Annotated in this window: 16 protein-coding genes; 9 read left to right on the top strand and 7 right to left on the bottom strand. The window is 61.4% G+C overall.

Features of this window, described 5'->3' with window-relative positions; translation table 11 throughout:
• Nucleotides 1-4 precede the first annotated feature (4 nt).
• Nucleotides 5-502 carry a GNAT family N-acetyltransferase gene (locus tag ABDK74_RS07570; RefSeq protein ID WP_194253881.1) on the top strand — a complete coding sequence of 166 codons (498 nt, stop codon included), beginning with the start codon at nt 5-7 and terminating at the stop codon, nt 500-502.
• A 186-nt stretch (nt 503-688) separates the two neighbouring features.
• A complete protein-coding gene (locus tag ABDK74_RS07565) occupies nt 689-955 on the top strand; it encodes a pilus assembly protein N-terminal domain-containing protein (protein WP_346003342.1) in 267 nt (88 codons plus the stop codon).
• A gap of 46 nt (nt 956-1001) precedes the next feature.
• On the opposite strand, the gene ABDK74_RS07560 is transcribed toward ABDK74_RS07565, so the two are convergent.
• Together ABDK74_RS07560 and ABDK74_RS07555 are read right to left on the bottom strand one after the other, a co-directional pair.
• Nucleotides 1002-1595 carry an ABC transporter substrate-binding protein gene (locus ABDK74_RS07560; protein ID WP_346003341.1) on the bottom strand — a complete coding sequence of 198 codons (594 nt, stop codon included), beginning with the start codon at nt 1593-1595 and terminating at the stop codon, nt 1002-1004.
• A 10-nt stretch (nt 1596-1605) separates the two neighbouring features.
• Nucleotides 1606-2424: a VacJ family lipoprotein gene (locus ABDK74_RS07555; protein WP_346003340.1), complete on the bottom strand. Its 819-nt coding sequence runs from the start codon at nt 2422-2424 to the stop codon at nt 1606-1608.
• A 316-nt stretch (nt 2425-2740) separates the two neighbouring features.
• On the opposite strand from ABDK74_RS07555, the gene ABDK74_RS07550 reads away from it, so the two are divergent.
• Complete coding sequence (locus ABDK74_RS07550; protein ID WP_346003339.1) at nt 2741-3901, top strand: aldose epimerase family protein; 1161 nt, start codon at nt 2741-2743, stop codon at nt 3899-3901.
• A 45-nt stretch (nt 3902-3946) separates the two neighbouring features.
• On the opposite strand, the gene cysE is transcribed toward ABDK74_RS07550, so the two are convergent.
• Genes cysE through ABDK74_RS07535 form a run of 3 tightly spaced genes read right to left on the bottom strand, consistent with a single transcriptional unit; the run spans nt 3947 to nt 6672 of the window.
• A complete protein-coding gene (cysE, locus tag ABDK74_RS07545; RefSeq protein ID WP_346003338.1) occupies nt 3947-4726 on the bottom strand; it encodes a serine O-acetyltransferase in 780 nt (259 codons plus the stop codon).
• The gene (locus ABDK74_RS07540; RefSeq protein ID WP_346003337.1) at nt 4723-5940 is read right to left on the bottom strand and encodes a UbiH/UbiF/VisC/COQ6 family ubiquinone biosynthesis hydroxylase; all 1218 of its coding nucleotides are present in this window, start codon (nt 5938-5940) and stop codon (nt 4723-4725) included. Before ABDK74_RS07540 ends, cysE begins: the two co-directional genes overlap by 4 nt.
• A 54-nt stretch (nt 5941-5994) precedes the next feature.
• Nucleotides 5995-6672: a hypothetical protein gene (locus tag ABDK74_RS07535; RefSeq protein WP_346003336.1), complete on the bottom strand. Its 678-nt coding sequence runs from the start codon at nt 6670-6672 to the stop codon at nt 5995-5997.
• A 294-nt stretch (nt 6673-6966) separates the two neighbouring features.
• Between ABDK74_RS07535 and ABDK74_RS07530 the strand changes: the two genes are divergently transcribed.
• The 5 genes from ABDK74_RS07530 (at nt 6967) to ABDK74_RS07510 (ending at nt 11332) form a co-directional block, all read left to right on the top strand.
• Nucleotides 6967-8190, top strand: a complete 1224-nt coding sequence (locus ABDK74_RS07530; RefSeq protein WP_346003335.1) for a mechanosensitive ion channel family protein — start codon at nt 6967-6969, stop codon at nt 8188-8190.
• Between the two features lie 136 nt (nt 8191-8326).
• A complete protein-coding gene (locus ABDK74_RS07525) occupies nt 8327-8665 on the top strand; it encodes a P-II family nitrogen regulator (RefSeq protein WP_174694216.1) in 339 nt (112 codons plus the stop codon).
• On the top strand, nt 8665-9939 hold the full coding sequence (locus tag ABDK74_RS07520; RefSeq protein WP_346003334.1) for an ammonium transporter: 1275 nt from the start codon (nt 8665-8667) through the stop codon (nt 9937-9939). The genes ABDK74_RS07525 and ABDK74_RS07520 overlap by 1 nt, the downstream gene beginning before the upstream one ends.
• Nucleotides 9940-10011: 72 nt before the next feature.
• Nucleotides 10012-10554, top strand: coding sequence for a hypothetical protein (locus ABDK74_RS07515; protein ID WP_346003333.1), 543 nt, complete (start codon nt 10012-10014; stop codon nt 10552-10554).
• Between the two features lie 190 nt (nt 10555-10744).
• Entirely contained in the window at nt 10745-11332 is a 588-nt protein-coding gene (locus ABDK74_RS07510) for an NMCC_0638 family (lipo)protein (protein WP_346003332.1), read from the top strand.
• A gap of 15 nt (nt 11333-11347) precedes the next feature.
• Here ABDK74_RS07510 and ABDK74_RS07505 read toward each other — a convergent pair whose 3' ends face one another.
• Together ABDK74_RS07505 and ABDK74_RS07500 are read right to left on the bottom strand one after the other, a co-directional pair.
• The gene (locus tag ABDK74_RS07505) at nt 11348-12262 is read right to left on the bottom strand and encodes a retroviral-like aspartic protease family protein (protein WP_346003331.1); all 915 of its coding nucleotides are present in this window, start codon (nt 12260-12262) and stop codon (nt 11348-11350) included.
• Entirely contained in the window at nt 12259-13212 is a 954-nt protein-coding gene (locus tag ABDK74_RS07500; protein ID WP_346004184.1) for a tyrosine recombinase XerC, read from the bottom strand. Before ABDK74_RS07500 ends, ABDK74_RS07505 begins: the two co-directional genes overlap by 4 nt.
• Nucleotides 13213-13257: 45 nt before the next feature.
• Here ABDK74_RS07500 and ABDK74_RS07495 point away from each other — a divergent pair, with 45 nt between their 5' ends.
• A complete protein-coding gene (locus tag ABDK74_RS07495; protein ID WP_346003330.1) occupies nt 13258-15498 on the top strand; it encodes a primosomal protein N' in 2241 nt (746 codons plus the stop codon).

Genomic DNA, 15498 nt, shown 5'->3' with positions numbered 1-15498 from the left:
CTGCGTGCTGGGGCGTGAAATCCGAACCGCCCGGCTTGTTCTGACTCCGGTCAACTGGCCGGACCTCGAAGACATGGTTGCGCTCAAAAGTGATGCCGGTGCGTTTGCGCGGATGTTGGGCGGCGTTCGAAACCGTACGACGACCGAGCAGGAAATGGCGGAAGACGTCAGCTTCTGGGCACGACGGGGCGTAGGAATATTTTCGATCCGCGAAAATGGCCGCTTCGTCGGGATTACTGGCGTTCACGAACGTCCTGACGGGCGTGGGCTTGGTCTGAGGTTTTCCATTTTCCCGTGGGCTGCCGGGCGTGGCATTGCCCGTGAAGCCGCGGCGGCGGCCCTGCGCTATGTGCTGGATACGGGTGAAAAGCGTATCGTGGCCGTCACGCGGGAAGACAATCTGGCCTCCCGCACGGTTCTGGGCAGTCTGGGGCTGCGCCATACGGCCACTTTCGATCGCGATGGCGATACGATGTTTCTTTACGACATCACGGCGGGCTGACAAACCTTCACGGATTTTCCGGATGGCAAGGGGAGCCGTTGTGTTTTCAGATGCTCCTGCCTATCCATATTAAACCGAAAAGGTTTGTTACATCTGGGGTGGGAGTTGTCTGTGAGATTTGGGACTGTCTGCACACGAGGTCTGGGACTTGTCGTCCTGTTTTTTGCTTCTCAGGCTTCTGCCGAGATGTCAAAGCCCGTGGAAAGCGTGGTCAATGGCGTGCATGTCATGGACCGGACCATCACGCTTCAGACCGGTGCGAGCGAGATTGTGGCTCTTCCCCCAAACGTCCAGTCAGCCTCGACGCCACTTCCGGATATTCTGAGTATCAATCTTGTGTCCCATCAGGTCGCAGAAATCATGGGACGACGGGAGGGCAGGACAGACGTCCTGTTTACAGGTCGGGACACGATCTACCGGTATCATGTCACGGTTCAGCGCCCAGTGCGCTGAGCAGAGAGGCAGGACCGGTCTGTGCCGGGCGGTCCTGCCTGATGTCTTACTGGTGGTGGCTGAGCTGACGTTCGAGAGCGGCGTTCAGTGCGTCGACGTCACCGTTATGGCGCGCGAGATAGGAGCTGTAATCGCCGCGCTGGTTCATGCGCAGGCTGGCGCCTTCGCCGTACATGTCCACCACTTTGGGCGGGTTGCCGCCGATGATGAGCTGCATGTTGACTTCAGGCTGACCCGGACGGTCAATCAGGGCGTTGACGCGCTCGCCCTCAGGGATTGCAGCCGTTGAGGTCACACGGAAGCTCACACCCTGATAGCTGCCGATCTGGTCTGTGATGGTGTTGACCAGAACCTGATCGAACAGGGAGATGTACTTGTCACGCTGGGCCTGCGTTGCCGTACGCCAGTACTTGCCGAGGCAGTAGCGGCCGATCCCCGTGATGTCGACATTCTCCTTGAGCAGGGGAAGGACTTCTTTCTTCTTCTGGTCCAGGGACTCGTGCGAGTTGACGACCTGTACCAGACGGCCTCCGAAGGAGTTCACGAAGTCCGTTGCCGTGCTGGCCTGCGCGGCCCCCGTTGCGACAGCGAGGGAGACAACGGCCCCAAGAACAGTGCGGCGCGAAAATACGTTGAACATGTCGTTGTCCTCAGTTGTACCAGTCGGGGGTGGTTGCGCGGTCGTCGTTCTTGATCGTGTCGATCTGGCTCTGGCGGTTCTGCTGCCATGCACTCCGGATATAGGAGTACGGGTCCAGACTGTCCTGTTCGACATGGTCGATCTGGTCGATGGAACTGGCATAGCCTTCCATTGTTCCGGCCACGTTGTAAGCCCAGTTGAAGGTTAGCAGATCATAGCCGCGAGGCACATAGTTGATCGGCGTCAGACCTTGGCCGATACCGTAACCCGCGCCGTCACGGAGATTGGACGGGCCGACGAACGGGATGAACAGGTAAGGCCCGCTCGCCACGCCCCAGGTGCCCATCGTCAGGCCCGGATCTGTTTCATGCTGGTTGTAGCCCACAAGACCGGCGACATCGAAGAAACCACCGACGCCAGCGCTCATGTTGATTGCAAAGCGCATGAAGGCGTCGCCCGCACGACGCGGTTTGCCGGCGCCGACGTCGGAAAAGAACACCGCAGGCTCGCGCCAGGTTTCGTTGATGTTCGCGATAGAGTGACGCACGGGCTTGGGAATGGCCCAGATCCACGCCTTGCCGACCGGACGCAGGACTTTGTGATAGGCCCACATCTGGACGTTGTACATCTTGCGGTTCAAGGGCTCGTAGGGATCGTTCGCGGCCTTGTAGTCCGCAAGATCGTCCGGATCTGTCGGGGGTGGGTTACGCATTGAGCCACAGGCGCCCAGTGCCAGCAGGGCGAGCGCACCTGCGAGAGTCCTGCTGCGACGTGACACACGGCGTGAGCGCGTCTCCCGGATTGCGTTGTCGTCCTGCCGAAAGTCCATAACCATCCCCAAAATACCCTTCCCGGCCCAGTGCTCACGAAGAAGTCACCGGAAAACGGAAATTTTCGTAATCCGTTCCCTGAAGGACTCCATGAACCCCGATCGGCCACGCGCCATCCGTCGCGGAAAACTGCGGAGGGGCGTAGTCATAACGTATCCTCCGATAGCGTGCATCCCTGTATGTCTGCAAATGCTGCGCGTTTGAAGAGGCCAGATGCTTTAACGATCCAGATGCTTTTCGGCTGCTTTCAGGGCTTTGACCCTTCGGGATTTTTGAGATCAGTGTGGCCTCAACTCAACACCCGGGAGGTTTTCAATGTCCAGATTCTTCGGCTCGAAGGGTACGTTTCTCGCCACTGTCGCAGCTTTGGCCCTGAGCGCCGGTGTGGCGCAGGCGCACCCTACCGTGGCCAATCAGCCCTGGGGCAGTACGCCGGATGGCAAGCCCGTGCGGATCGTGACCCTGAAGAACGGTCTCGGTACCACGGCCCGTATCATCACCTATGGCGGCATTATCCAGTCCGTCGAGACGCGGGACCGCGAAGGACATGTTCAGGACGTGGTTCTCGGGTTCGACAACCTGAAGGGCTATACGGTTGATAGCGCGAAGGGCGGTCTGTTCTTCGGCGCCATCATCGGTCGTTACGCGAACCGTCTGGCAGGCGGCAGCTTTCCCGTGGAGGGCAAGATCTATCACACGGACGTGACGGCTCCGCCGAATGCGTTGCATGGCGGCAAGAAGGGCTTCGACAAGAACGTCTGGACGATCGAGAAGACCGGCACCAACGACAATGGCGCGTATGTGACGCTCAAGCTGGTCAGCCCGGACGGCGATCAGGGCTTTCCGGGCAAGCTGACGACGCATGTGACCTATACGCTGGGCACGGACAACGCCCTGTCGCTGCATTATGTTGCCACGACTGACGCGCCGACGGTTCTGAACCTGACGAATCACAGCTACTGGAATCTGAACGGCGAGGGTTCGGGCTCCATCGAGCCGGAAATTCTTCAGATCAACGCGGATGGCTTTACGCCGACCGACGCAACATCCATTCCGACTGGCCAGATCGCGCCCGTCGCCGGGACGCCGCTCGATTTCAGCAAGCCGACCGTTATCGGCGATCGTCTGCGTAGCAACGACCAGCAGATGATGTATGCGCGTGGTTATGACATGAACTGGGTCGTCAACGGGAAGTCTGGTCAGGCGCCGCGTCTGGCGGGCAAGGTCTATGATCCGCGTTCGGGCCGTAGCATGGAAATCCTGACGAACCAGCCGGGGCTTCAGGTCTATACGTCCAATTCGCTGGATGGTGGCTATGCCGGGGTGTCCGGTCATGCCTATCGTCAGGGCGACGCGATTGCCTTCGAGGCCGAGCATTACCCCGACAGCCCGAACCACCCGTCTTTCCCGACGACTGAACTCAAGCCGGGTCAGACATTCGATTATACGACAACGTTCAAGTTCTCGAACAAGTAAGAGGCAGCCGGGTCCGGGGCATAAGCTCTGGACCCTGATCTTTCTTTAGGCAGGCCGGGGTGTGGTGCCCACGATCCGCGCCGGATTGCCGACGGCGGTGGAATAGGCCGGAATATCTTCCAGAACGACCGAAGCCGCACCGATCCGCGCATATTCCCCGATCACGAGGCGTCCGAGAATTCGTGCGCCTGCGCCGATCATGGCACCGCGCCGCACGATGGGGTGACGGTTGCCGCTCAGCTTGCCCGTGCCGCCCAGCGTGACATCCTGAAACAGCGAGACATCATCCTCGACGATGCAGGTTTCGCCAATGACGATTCCTGTACCGTGGTCGATGCTTAGTCGGCGGCCGAGACGGGCTGCAGGGTGAATGTCGATGGCGAAGAGCTCGTTGATCCGGCTCTGGAAATGATGGGCCAGATGCTGACGGCCCCGCGTCCAGAGATGATGCGAGATCCGGTAGGCCTGAAGCGCCTGCCATCCCTTGAAGAATAGGAAGGGCGTGACGAGGTCCGGGCAGGCCGGGTCGCGGTCATAGGTCGCGAGAATGTCGGCTGCTGCTGCTTCGGCGATATCGGGATCGGCGCTCAGAATCGAGGCGACGAGGCGGGTGATCGTCGTAGCCGGGATGGAGCGGTCCGCGAGTTTCGTGCCCAGAAGGGAGGCCAGTGCAGACGCAAAGTCCGGATGGTCTCCGATATTGGTGGAAAACACGTCCTGAATCAGCGGATCGTGGCAACTGCAGGCCTGTGACTGCATATCCTGCCAGAAGGCGGTGAGGTCCGATGTTCTTTCGGGGGGCGTTTCGATGATGGCTTCCGTCATACGCCCATGGCCTTTCGGACGAAGGCCCGGCGCAGGGCGGGGAAGCGCTGTACGCTTGCGATGCCGATATCGCGCAGGCGGCGCAGGACCGGATTGTCGTTGCCGAACAGGCGCTCCAGCGCGTCCGTGGCGGCCAGCATTGCCATGTTGCCTGGGCGGGTGTTGCGCTGATAGCGGACGAGAAGCTCGCGGCTGCCCATGTCTTTGCGCGTGCGATGCGCCTCGATCAGCAGGTCTGCGAGCGAAATCACGTCCCGGAAGCCGATGTTTAGTCCCTGACCTGCGATGGGGTGGATGCCGTGCGCGGCGTCACCCGCCAGAGCGAGGCGCGGGCCGATATAGCTGTGGGCGTATTGCGCGGAGAGCGGGTAAATCCAGCGCCGTCCGGTCGGGGTGATGTCGCCCAGATCCTCGTCCGCTATGCGCGCCTTGATTTCGCGGGCAAAGATTTCGTCTGGTAGATCATGGAAACGCTGGGCGCGGCCTTCGCCTTCGGCCCAGACGATGGCGGAACGGTGCGGATGTTCGGCAGTGCCGGGCATGGGCAAGCGTGCGAACGGGCCTTCCGGCAGGAAATGTTCGAGCGCTACGCCATGATGCGGCTTTTCATGCGCGATCGTCGCGACGATGCCGTACTCGTTATACGGAATCTTGGTCAGGCCAATCCGCGCCTGACGGCGGAGCGGGGAACGGCGTCCTTCCGCTGCCACGGCCAGCTTCGCCGTCACGGTTTTGCCTGAGGCCAGACGGATGGAGACATGATCGGGGTGGAACGTGAATGTTCCCAGATCCGGCGCATGGACATCAAGCGTGTCGTACTGCTTCAGCGTCTGGTTGATCGCAAGCCGCAGGTCCCGCGCTTCGACCATCCAGCCGAAACTTTGTCCTTCGGGGGCGTCTTCCGGGCCGAAATGCAGCGTCAGCGGGGAGGGGGCCTCATGCGGGCGTCCGTCTGCCACGCGGATTTCGTGGATCGGCTGGGCCACATTGGGCAGATTGTCCCAGATGCCTGCGTCCGCGAGCATCCGGCGGGAGCCTTCCGCGATGGCATAGGCCCGCCCGTCCAGAGCGGGATCTTCCATGCCGGGCAGGGCATTGCGGTCGATGAGCAGGACGCGCACGCCCTCTGCCGCCAGACGACACGCCAGCGTAGCGCCCACAGGGCCGGCGCCGTTGATGCAGAGGTCGTAATGGGTTTTTTTCATCGTACTCATCTCCCTGCCCCTGTCCTACTCCTGCGAGGGTTTGAGCGGAAGGGGGCGCTTTCCTTATGGAGGGCAGCGGGCGAGGCGCATCTGAAGCAGAGTGAGGGCAGCCTGATGGAAACTGCGCTCGGGGTGTTCCCGGCAGTACTGGATGAGAAAGGCCTGATCCTCGCGCACCACTTCGGGCGTCAGATTCAGTGTCATCACGCTTTTTCCGTCCTGGTGGCGGGCGGCGTTGATGGCCGTCACAAACCCGAGATACCAGTTGTAGAAAATCACGCTGTTGGGAGATGCTGTGTCGCCGATGGCTTGTGTGAAATCCGCGCAGGACCGCGCACCCGCACCGTAAATCAGGGGCAGGGGCAGTTCCGGGGCTGCCTCATCATTGACCACGACCTTGCCGTTCGGGTCCAGATCGTAGCGCTCACCACTGTCGCCAACGACAACGGCTTTGAGGCGACGGCTGATCCGGACCATCTTGGCCATCTGCTGTTCATCTGGATATTTGCAGCTGATGGCGTTTCCGGCCCAGTAGAACAACGTGTCTTCCGGCTTTTTGGAGGCGGCGGGATGATTGAGCCATTCCGCATCCTGTGTCGGATATTTCCTGGGTTCGCTCGATACGGCGAACTGGAGTTCGTCATCGCTCGTGATGACGTTGAACCACTCTTCCAGCAACAGGGGGCTGCCGGGCCTGCCAGACCAGATGGGGTTGCGCGTAATCTCGAGATTGTACCCCATGCGGCTGTCCTTGAACTGCTGAACTATAACGTTAAAATCAGCATGAAAATGAATCTGCGATCCATAGTCAAACCGTATCGCTCAGGTAAAAACTGAGCGCCAAGATTCATCTTTGTGACGCTTCTGTGCTCTAACGGAAACGATTTCAACCGACACGGTTCATGATGATTTCGATCTGGTCATCTGATTCGGGAACGAACCGGGGTCGATGATGTTGTTTTGCGGGTGCCCGTACCGCTCAATCAGCAGATGCCAAGACCATATGCAGCGAGAAGATAAGGAACCGCAGACCGCATGATCGAACATTCCTACGTCAATTCCATCAGCCGGCTCGGACATATGCTGGACTGGCTCCCTGCTCCGCTTGGTTCGATTCTGGTTCTGATGTTCGCGGCGGGTATTGCGCTGCTATCCAGTCGTATCATCACGGATGCCCTCCCGCGGCTGCCGGGTCTGCGTCGCATCCAGTTCATTCATGCCATCATTGCCCGGCTGCGGGCGCCCATCCGCAATGGTTTGATGATTATCGCCGCCAGCGCGGCCCTTCAGGCGACGATCGGGTTCACCGATGCAACGACCTCGTTTCTGGAACAGATTTTCATCTGCCTGTTCATTCTCAATCTTGGCTTCGGCATCATCCGGACGTTCCGTCTGCTGACGGATCAGTATCTGACGCGGATCAGTGCCAAGGAGCACATGGACGATATCACGGTCCGTTCGCACCAGACACAGATCCGTGTCCTGCGGCGCCTGATCGAGATTTCGTTCGGTGTGCTGACGGTCGCGTCCTCGCTGATGGTGTTCCATTCGGTGCAGAAATTCGGCGTGTCGCTGTTTGCGTCTGCTGGTGCGGCATCCCTGATCGTCGGTCTCTCCGCGCGTCCGGCCCTGACGAACCTGATCGCGGGTATCCAGATTGCCGTCACCCAGCCCATCCGTATGGAAGATATGCTGATTCTGAACGGTGACTGGGCGTGGGTGGAGGAAATCAACGCGACCTATGTTGTTCTGCGGACGTGGGATCGTCGCCGCTATATCGTGCCGATCTCGTATTTCCTTGAGAATCCGTTCCAGAATTGGACGCACAGTTCGCCGTCTTTGATCGCCTCCCTGTTTCTCTGGCTGGATTACCAGACGCCGGTTGACCGCCTGCGGGAGATGTATTTCGAGGAACTGGCCAAATGCCCGGACTGGGATCAGGACAAGACCTCCATCGGTTGCCAGATCGCGGACAGCAATGCGCAGGTCATGTCCATCCGTCTGATCGCAGGGGCGCCGGATGCGGACGCGATGTGGAATCTGGCGTGCGACATCCGCGAACGGATGCTGCGTCGCCTGCGTCTGGAAATGCCGGAATGTCTGCCGCGAGGCCGCACGGCCATCGTCTCTGGCGCTCCCGATCAGAACGCATGGCCCGATGCTCTGGTCGTGCCGCCGGTCAACCGGCCGCAGGATGGTCCCTATCGCGGCCCGGATATGCCCGGCTCCCCACCCACCGCCATGCCCGGTCGCGCCTGAGGGGGCGTTTGGGCCACTCTTCATGGGAATTTCAACAGAAACGAGACGGCTGGACTGCCAATATCATTATGAGACTGGCATGATCTGGGGCATACTCTGACAAAGATTACCTGATCGCAACGAGGATATGCCGTTCGTGAAGCTCGTTACTGCCATCATCAAACCCTTCAAGCTTGATGACGTCCGTGAAGCCCTGACCCCGCTGGGTGTTCAGGGTCTGACAGTTACCGAAGTCAAGGGTTTTGGTCGCCAGAAAGGCCAGACCGAAATCTATCGTGGCGCCGAGTACCATGTCAGCTTCCTGCCCAAGCTCAAGATCGAGGTCGCCGTTTCCAACGCGATCGTCGAGGACGTGATCGAAGCCATCATGACCGCAGCCCGCACTGGCAAGATTGGTGACGGCAAGATCATGGTTTCCAGCCTCGACCAGCTTATCCGTATCCGCACGGGAGAAACCGGCGAGGGCGCGCTCTGATGCGCGCGCCCATCGATACGGGCGATACGGCCTGGATGCTCGTCAGTACGGCTTTCGTGCTGATGATGACCATTCCCGGTCTGGCGCTGTTCTATGGCGGCATGGTCCGCAAGAAAAACGTGCTGGCGACGCTCATCCAGTCTTTTATGATCTGCTGCATTGCCAGCCTCGTCTGGATGGTCGCGGGCTACAGCCTTGCGTTCTCGACCGGCTCGCCGTGGATCGGGGATCTGTCGCGCGTCATGCTGCATGGTGTGGCGGATAATTTCCGCGCGGGCGTCGATTCTGCCTTCACGCTGGGCGCCGGAACCCCCGCTGCCGTGACGATGACGATCCCTGAGAGCGTCTTCATGATGTTCCAGATGACGTTTGCCGTCATCACCCCCGCGCTCATCACGGGCGGCTATGCGGATCGTATGAAGTTTTCCGCCATGTGCCTGTTCAGCGTGGCGTGGCTTCTGCTCGTTTATGCCCCGGTCGCGCATTGGGTGTGGAGCCCGACCGGCTGGGTCGCCGGGCTTGGTGCGGTGGATTTTGCGGGCGGGACGGTCGTGCACATCAATTCCGGTGTGGCCGGTCTGGTCTGTGCCATCATTCTCGGCCGTCGCAAGGGGCTGGGTCATGAAGACTTTTCCCCGTTTAACCTGACCTACGCCATTATCGGCGCGTCCCTGCTCTGGGTAGGCTGGTTTGGCTTCAATGCCGGGTCTGCTCTGGGTGCCAATGGCCGTGCGGGTATGGCGATGCTGACGACGCAGGTCGCGGCTGCTGCTGGCGGTGTGGCCTGGATGGTTGTCGAATGGGCGCGGACGGGAAAGCCAACGGCTCTGGGCATCATTTCGGGGGCGGTGGCCGGTCTGGTCGCCATCACGCCTGCGGCGGGTTTTGTGCTGCCGGGAAGTGCGGTCGTTATTGGCCTGATCGCTGGAGCGGGATGCTTCTGGAGCGCCACATGGCTCAAGCATCGTTTCGGTTACGATGACAGCCTTGATGCGTTCGGCGTTCATGGCACGGGCGGCATCATCGGCGCCATCCTGACGGGTGCGTTCGCCTATGGTCCGCTCTCGGCCACGGCCTCCAACCCGACTGGAACGGTCGCCAGCGTCCATCAGGTCATAGCGCAAATCGAGGCCGTAGGGGTGACGATTGTCTGGTGTGTTATCATGACAACCGTGATCCTGAAGGTTCTGGATCTGGCGATGGGCCTGCGGGTTTCGCCTGACGAGGAGCGTGAAGGTCTCGATATGGTTCTGCACGGTGAGCGCATCAACTGATCGCGCGTCTCTGGCGGTCAAGCTGCGGGGGCTGTCATCTCCCGCCGATTTCAGAATGAAGGTTCTTTCTGCATGACGTTTACAAAAGCCTTTTCCGGCCTCTCCCTCGCAGCCCTGCTGACCGCAGGTCTGAGCGTCGCCCCCGCTCACGCCCTGACCGCCAAGGAATGCCACGCCGCGTTCAAGACGGCCAAGCAGAATGGCTCCCTGAACGGCCAGTCTTACAAGGCATTCAAGGCTGCTTCCTGTGGTGATACGGCCAAGGCCGCTGCTCCGGCTGCCTCTGGCACCACGCCTGTGGCTGCTGCCCCCACAACCGCTCCGACCACGACAGCCCCAGCCGCTCCTGCAAGCGCCGCCCCTGCGGACTCGTCTCCGGCTGGTACGAAAGCCCCGATCGCTCCGAAGGCGTCTACGGCGTCCTCGGGCAATGTCGTGTTCCCGACCGCCATTTCCCCCGAGTTCAGCAAACTCTCCGCCGGCCGCGCCCGCCAGAAGATCTGCGTCGCCCAGTACAACGCCAACAAGGCGACTGGCGGCAACGGTTCCCTGAAATGGATCCAGAAGGGCGGCGGCTACTGGTCGCAGTGCAATTCCCGCCTCAAGGGCGAATGATCTGACACATCACTCGAGCCTTATCGGCCCGAAAGCTCCTCCTTTGCGGGAGGAGCTTTTTTTATTTCTGAGGGTCAGTTCAAGGCATACCCAGCTAATTTATGGAATTCTAATAAGGTTTTATGGGTTTCTCGTGAACAGTTTCGGAGTGTAACGTGTCGGTCAGTGGTGAAGGAAAGAAAGAGGGACCATGACATTACGATTTTGCGGAATAATCGGGCCGACCTCCGTTCTGGTCGCCCTTTTGTTCTGTGTGCCGGCCTCCGCCCGCGATTTGGGCGCTGCGAATGCCGTCGGTCTGTTTGGTCAGAGCTGTCTTTCCTTCACGGGTAATCCTTCCGGTTTGCGGGAATGGGCTGCACGCTATCACCTTCCTGAAGGACCGCCCCCGACGCGGGAAGGGTTTCTGCACGGCAATCCGGGACGTGTTTATGTGGCCAGTACGGTCTATGGACAGATGGCCCTTGTGTCGCTCGACAAAGGGCATTGTCAGGTCGTGATGCGGCAGGGAAACGTCGCGAACGTCCAGACGGAATTGCGGGATCAGCTTCTGGCCCGCCATGCCACGCTCAACCTTCTCCTGCAGCAGCAGGACCCGCAGCGTGGTGCGGCCCAGAAAATTTTTGCCTATGAACAGGGTGCTGTGCATCTTCAGCTTTCCATCACGGCGCATGGAATTTCCGGGCCTGTGGCAGAAGTTATTCTGACATCGACATTGCCTCCCGAGAGTTCAGACCCGCCAGCGCGATCGCCTGCGCCGGCCGGTGATGGGTCATAATATCGTCGGTAGAATTTACCGGAAAAAGAGCTGCCCGGTGGCGTAGGACAGCCAGATGTCGTGATGGGCGAACCAGTCCGAGCCCAGCAGCATGTCGGCCTGATCGTGAACCGGAGCGACGGTCAGGACAGGGCGGCTCCAGACGGTGCCGCCCAGTTCAAAGCGTTTGAAATGGTGCCAGTGATACGCGCGTTCGTGTAGATCCACGCCCGACGTCATGCCGCCCGGATCAAGGGCGAGCTGCTCGTTCGTCAGGCCGAGACGATGGGCGAAATCCGTGCTGACGATATGCGAGCGCGCGCCGCTGTCCAGAAGGGCCGTCCCGCTCAATCCGTCCAATGTGAAAGGTACCGTCAGGCGGCCTGAGGTCCGGCGGACGGGCACGCTTGTCCAGCGGCCGCTCCACGCGGGTGGGGGCTGGCAGGCATGAGAGCCCAGACGGACGCGCCATAATGTCAGGTGCTGGTGCGGGACATCGAATTCCAGATCGTAATCCGCCAGAACATCCGCACCCAGTAGTCCGAAAACGGGCGGCGTGATCATGGGAGAGCCGGGGAGAGCGCCAACCGCCATCGTTCCGGCCCCGAGCGCGAGTTCTCCCGAACGCGGTGTGCCGAGTTTCAGGTCCTGAATCCGGATATTTGGCACGACGCGCGGCGCGCCGTTCGGACCCTGCATCATCGTCCGGTGCTGGGGATCGGGGGGCAGGCGGAAGGCTGCGACGCCACCCGGAGTCATGAGGCTGCCTTCGGAGCCTGTATCGACGATCATCGAGGCACTGTGGCCGTTCACCGTCACTGGCACGCTCAGATAACCGCCATCATCGCGCAGTGGCAGCACCACGGCGCGCGCCATTTCGCAGACGGGAGCAGCATGGGCTGTCGCCATGTAGCAGCCCAGAACCAGTGCAGCGGACACGACGCGTTTCATGAGCCCTGATCCGCACGGGGATGCGCTTTGCGCCAGACATCCAGCAGGTGTTTTTCGTCCGCCAGCGTATAGGCCTGTGTGGTGGACAGGCTGGCGTGGCCCATGAGTTCCTGAATGGTGCGCAGGTCCGCGCCGCCTTCCATCAGATGTGTTGCGAAAGAATGGCGCAGGGCGTGGGGTGTTGCGGAATCGGGCAGGCCTTCGCCTTTGCGCCAGTTCCGCATGGCGCGCTGGGCCACACCGGGATTGAGACGGCCGCCTCGCACGCCGCAGAACAGGGGCGCATCGGGCGCGGGAGTGGGGTGGGCCGCTGTCCAGCTTTCCAGTGCTTCGATGACTGCCGGAAGCAAAGGCACGAGCCGTTCCTTGCCGCCTTTGCCGACCACGCGCAGCATGTTCTGCCCCGCATTCGTCAGGTCCCGGATATCCAGCGACAGTGCCTCGCCGATCCGTAGTCCTGTGCCGTAAAGCAGTGTGAACAGCGCCCGGTCGCGCAGGGCGGCCTGACTGGTTTCGGCGTCATCGGAGATGCCTTCCGGGGCCGCCAAAGCCGCCTCCTGCCCCAACGGACGCGGCAGACGCTTTTTCATGCGCGGCGTAGCGAGCAAGGACGGCGCGGGGTTGGAGAGATCGTGCCGCAGGGCCAGATACCGGAAAAAGGACCGTAGTGCTGAGACATGTCGTGCCCGCGAGCGTGCCCGCGAGTCGGCGCTGGTGGCGCGGCGGGTCGGCTTTTCGCTACGGGCCGTCTCATGGGCGAGCCAGGCGCGCAGGTCCGCGAGGGAGAGTTTCCCCAAATCCGACAGCGTGACCTCGCCGCCCAGATGCTGCTGGAAAAACGTCAGCGCCAGAAGGATGTCGTGGCGATAGGCTTCGACCGTGCGGGGGCTGGAGCGCTTTTCATGCGTCAGCCATTCAGTCCAGTCGCGCAGGGCATCGAGCGCCATCAGGGATGCGGTCATGGCATTTCGCAGCGTGGGAGGTTAGATACGGTCATGGCATCCAGCAGCCTATCCAAGCCTGATCCCTGGCGAAAGCCACCTTCCACCGGAACGCGCGTTTCGGTGCTCGTGCCGCTGCCGTTTCCGGGGCCGCTCGATTATCTCGCGCCGATGTCGCTTGAGCCCGGAGACCTCGTGACGGTCCCGCTAGGGCGCCGGGAAACCGTGGGCTGCGTGTGGGAAACCGATCGCACCCTGCCGCCGGATTTTGCGCTGCCTGTGGGGCGTGAACTCCCGCTCGAACGTCTGCGGCCCGTCGTTGGAAAAATGGAGGTGCGCCCGCTCCCGCAGAGCCTGCGTCGCTTTATCGACTGGGTTGCGGCCTATACGCTCACCCCGCCGGGGCTTGTTCTGGCGATGGCGACGCGCATTCATCTGAAAGATGCACCTAAACCCACTCTGGGCTGGGTCCGGACGGAAATGCCGGAAGGCGATCTGCGCATTACGCCCCCGCGCCGGTCCGTGCTGAATTTTGCGTCTTCCACACCCATGAGCACTGCCGAACTGGGGGATCGCAGCGGGGCGAGTGCGGCCGTCATTCGCGGCCTCGCCACGGCCGGTCTGCTGCGGGAGGCCGTCATTGCTCCGACTGCTCCGTTCGGTCTGCCGGACCCGACGCATGGCGCACCGAAGCTCTCCGAAGAACAGGCTGAAGTCGCGCAGGAATTGTGCGGTCCCGTCGAGGCCGGGCGGTTTCAGGTCACGCTGCTGGAAGGCGTGACCGGATCGGGCAAGACGGAGGTCTATTTCGAGGCCGTGGCCGCCTGTCTGGCCAAGGGAAAGCAGGTTCTGGTCCTGCTGCCGGAAATCGCGCTCTCCGCCCAGTGGACGGACCGTTTCATCCGGCGCTTCGGAGCCGAACCTGCTGTCTGGCATTCCGATCTCGGGGCCAAACGGCGGCGAGAGACCTGGCGCGCCGTGGCGGAAGGCAGTGCGCGTGTTGTGGTCGGGGCGCGGTCTGCGCTGTTCCTGTCGTTTGCTGATCTGGGTCTCGTTGTGGTGGACGAGGAGCATGAAAGCGCCTTCAAACAGGAAGAGGGCGTCATGTATCATGGGCGTGACATGGCGGTTGTTCGCGCGCGTCTGGCAGATGCGCCGGCCATTCTCGTTTCCGCCACACCCTCGCTCGAAACGCTGGCGAATGTGGAGAGTGGACGCTACCGGCACGAACTCCTGACGGCGCGCCATGGCGGAGCGACCCTGCCGGATGTCTCACTCGTGGATATGCGGGCCGATCCGCCGGAACGCGGCCTGTTTCTGTCTCCCAAGCTCTGCACCGCCATTGATGAGACGCTGGAGAAAGGGGAGCAGGCCATGCTGTTCCTCAACCGGCGCGGCTATGCGCCGTTGACGCTGTGTCGGGCGTGCGGACACCGGATGCAGTGTCCGAACTGCTCGGCCTGGCTGGTGGAGCACCGGGCGCGGGGTATCCTGACCTGCCATCACTGCGGGCATAACGAACGGATTCCCAAGGACTGTCCGGAGTGTCACGCCGAGAATTCGCTCGTCCCCATCGGGCCGGGAATCGAGCGCATTACGGAAGAGGCCAAGCTGCGGTTCCCGGAAGCGAAACTGTTGGTGATGTCCTCCGATACGCTCGGCTCCCCGGCTGCCACGGCGGAGGCTGTGCAGAAGATTACGGATGGGGAGGTCAATCTCATCATTGGCACGCAGATCGTCGCCAAGGGCTGGCATTTCCCAAAACTGACGCTCGTGGGCGTCGTGGATGCGGATCTGGGGCTTGGGGGCGGGGATCTGCGGGCAGCCGAGCGGACGGTGCAGCTTCTGCATCAGGTTGCGGGCCGTGCAGGCCGTGCGGAGCATCGCGGGCACGTGCTGCTTCAGAGTTATGTCGGCGAACATCCGGTCATGACGGCGCTGGTTTCCAACGATTTCCAGACCTTCATGGAGCAGGAAGCCGAGCAGAGACGGCCCTCGTTCTGGCCGCCTTATGGACGGCTGGCCGCGCTGATCGTGAGCGCGCCGAGTGCGGATGCGGCGGACGCGCTGGCGCGGGAAATTGCGCTTTCCGCGCCGGAGCGGGAAGGGGTGCAGGTTCTGGGACCGGCTCCCGCTCCGCTTGCCGTCCTGCGCGGACGGCACAGGCGCAGGTTGCTGCTACGGACCATGCGGGGCATTGCCGTGCAGCCGATCCTGCGTCAGTGGCTGGGGGATATCAAACCCACCGGTGGAGCAAAGGTCGATATCGATATCGACCCCATTTCCTTCCTTTAA

The organism is Gluconobacter sp. OJB (assembly GCF_039638275.1).
Classification (GTDB): domain Bacteria; phylum Pseudomonadota; class Alphaproteobacteria; order Acetobacterales; family Acetobacteraceae; genus Gluconobacter; species Gluconobacter cerevisiae.
The sequence above is the reverse complement of the archived record's forward strand: the minus strand, read 5'-3'. Positions and strand labels throughout refer to the sequence as shown.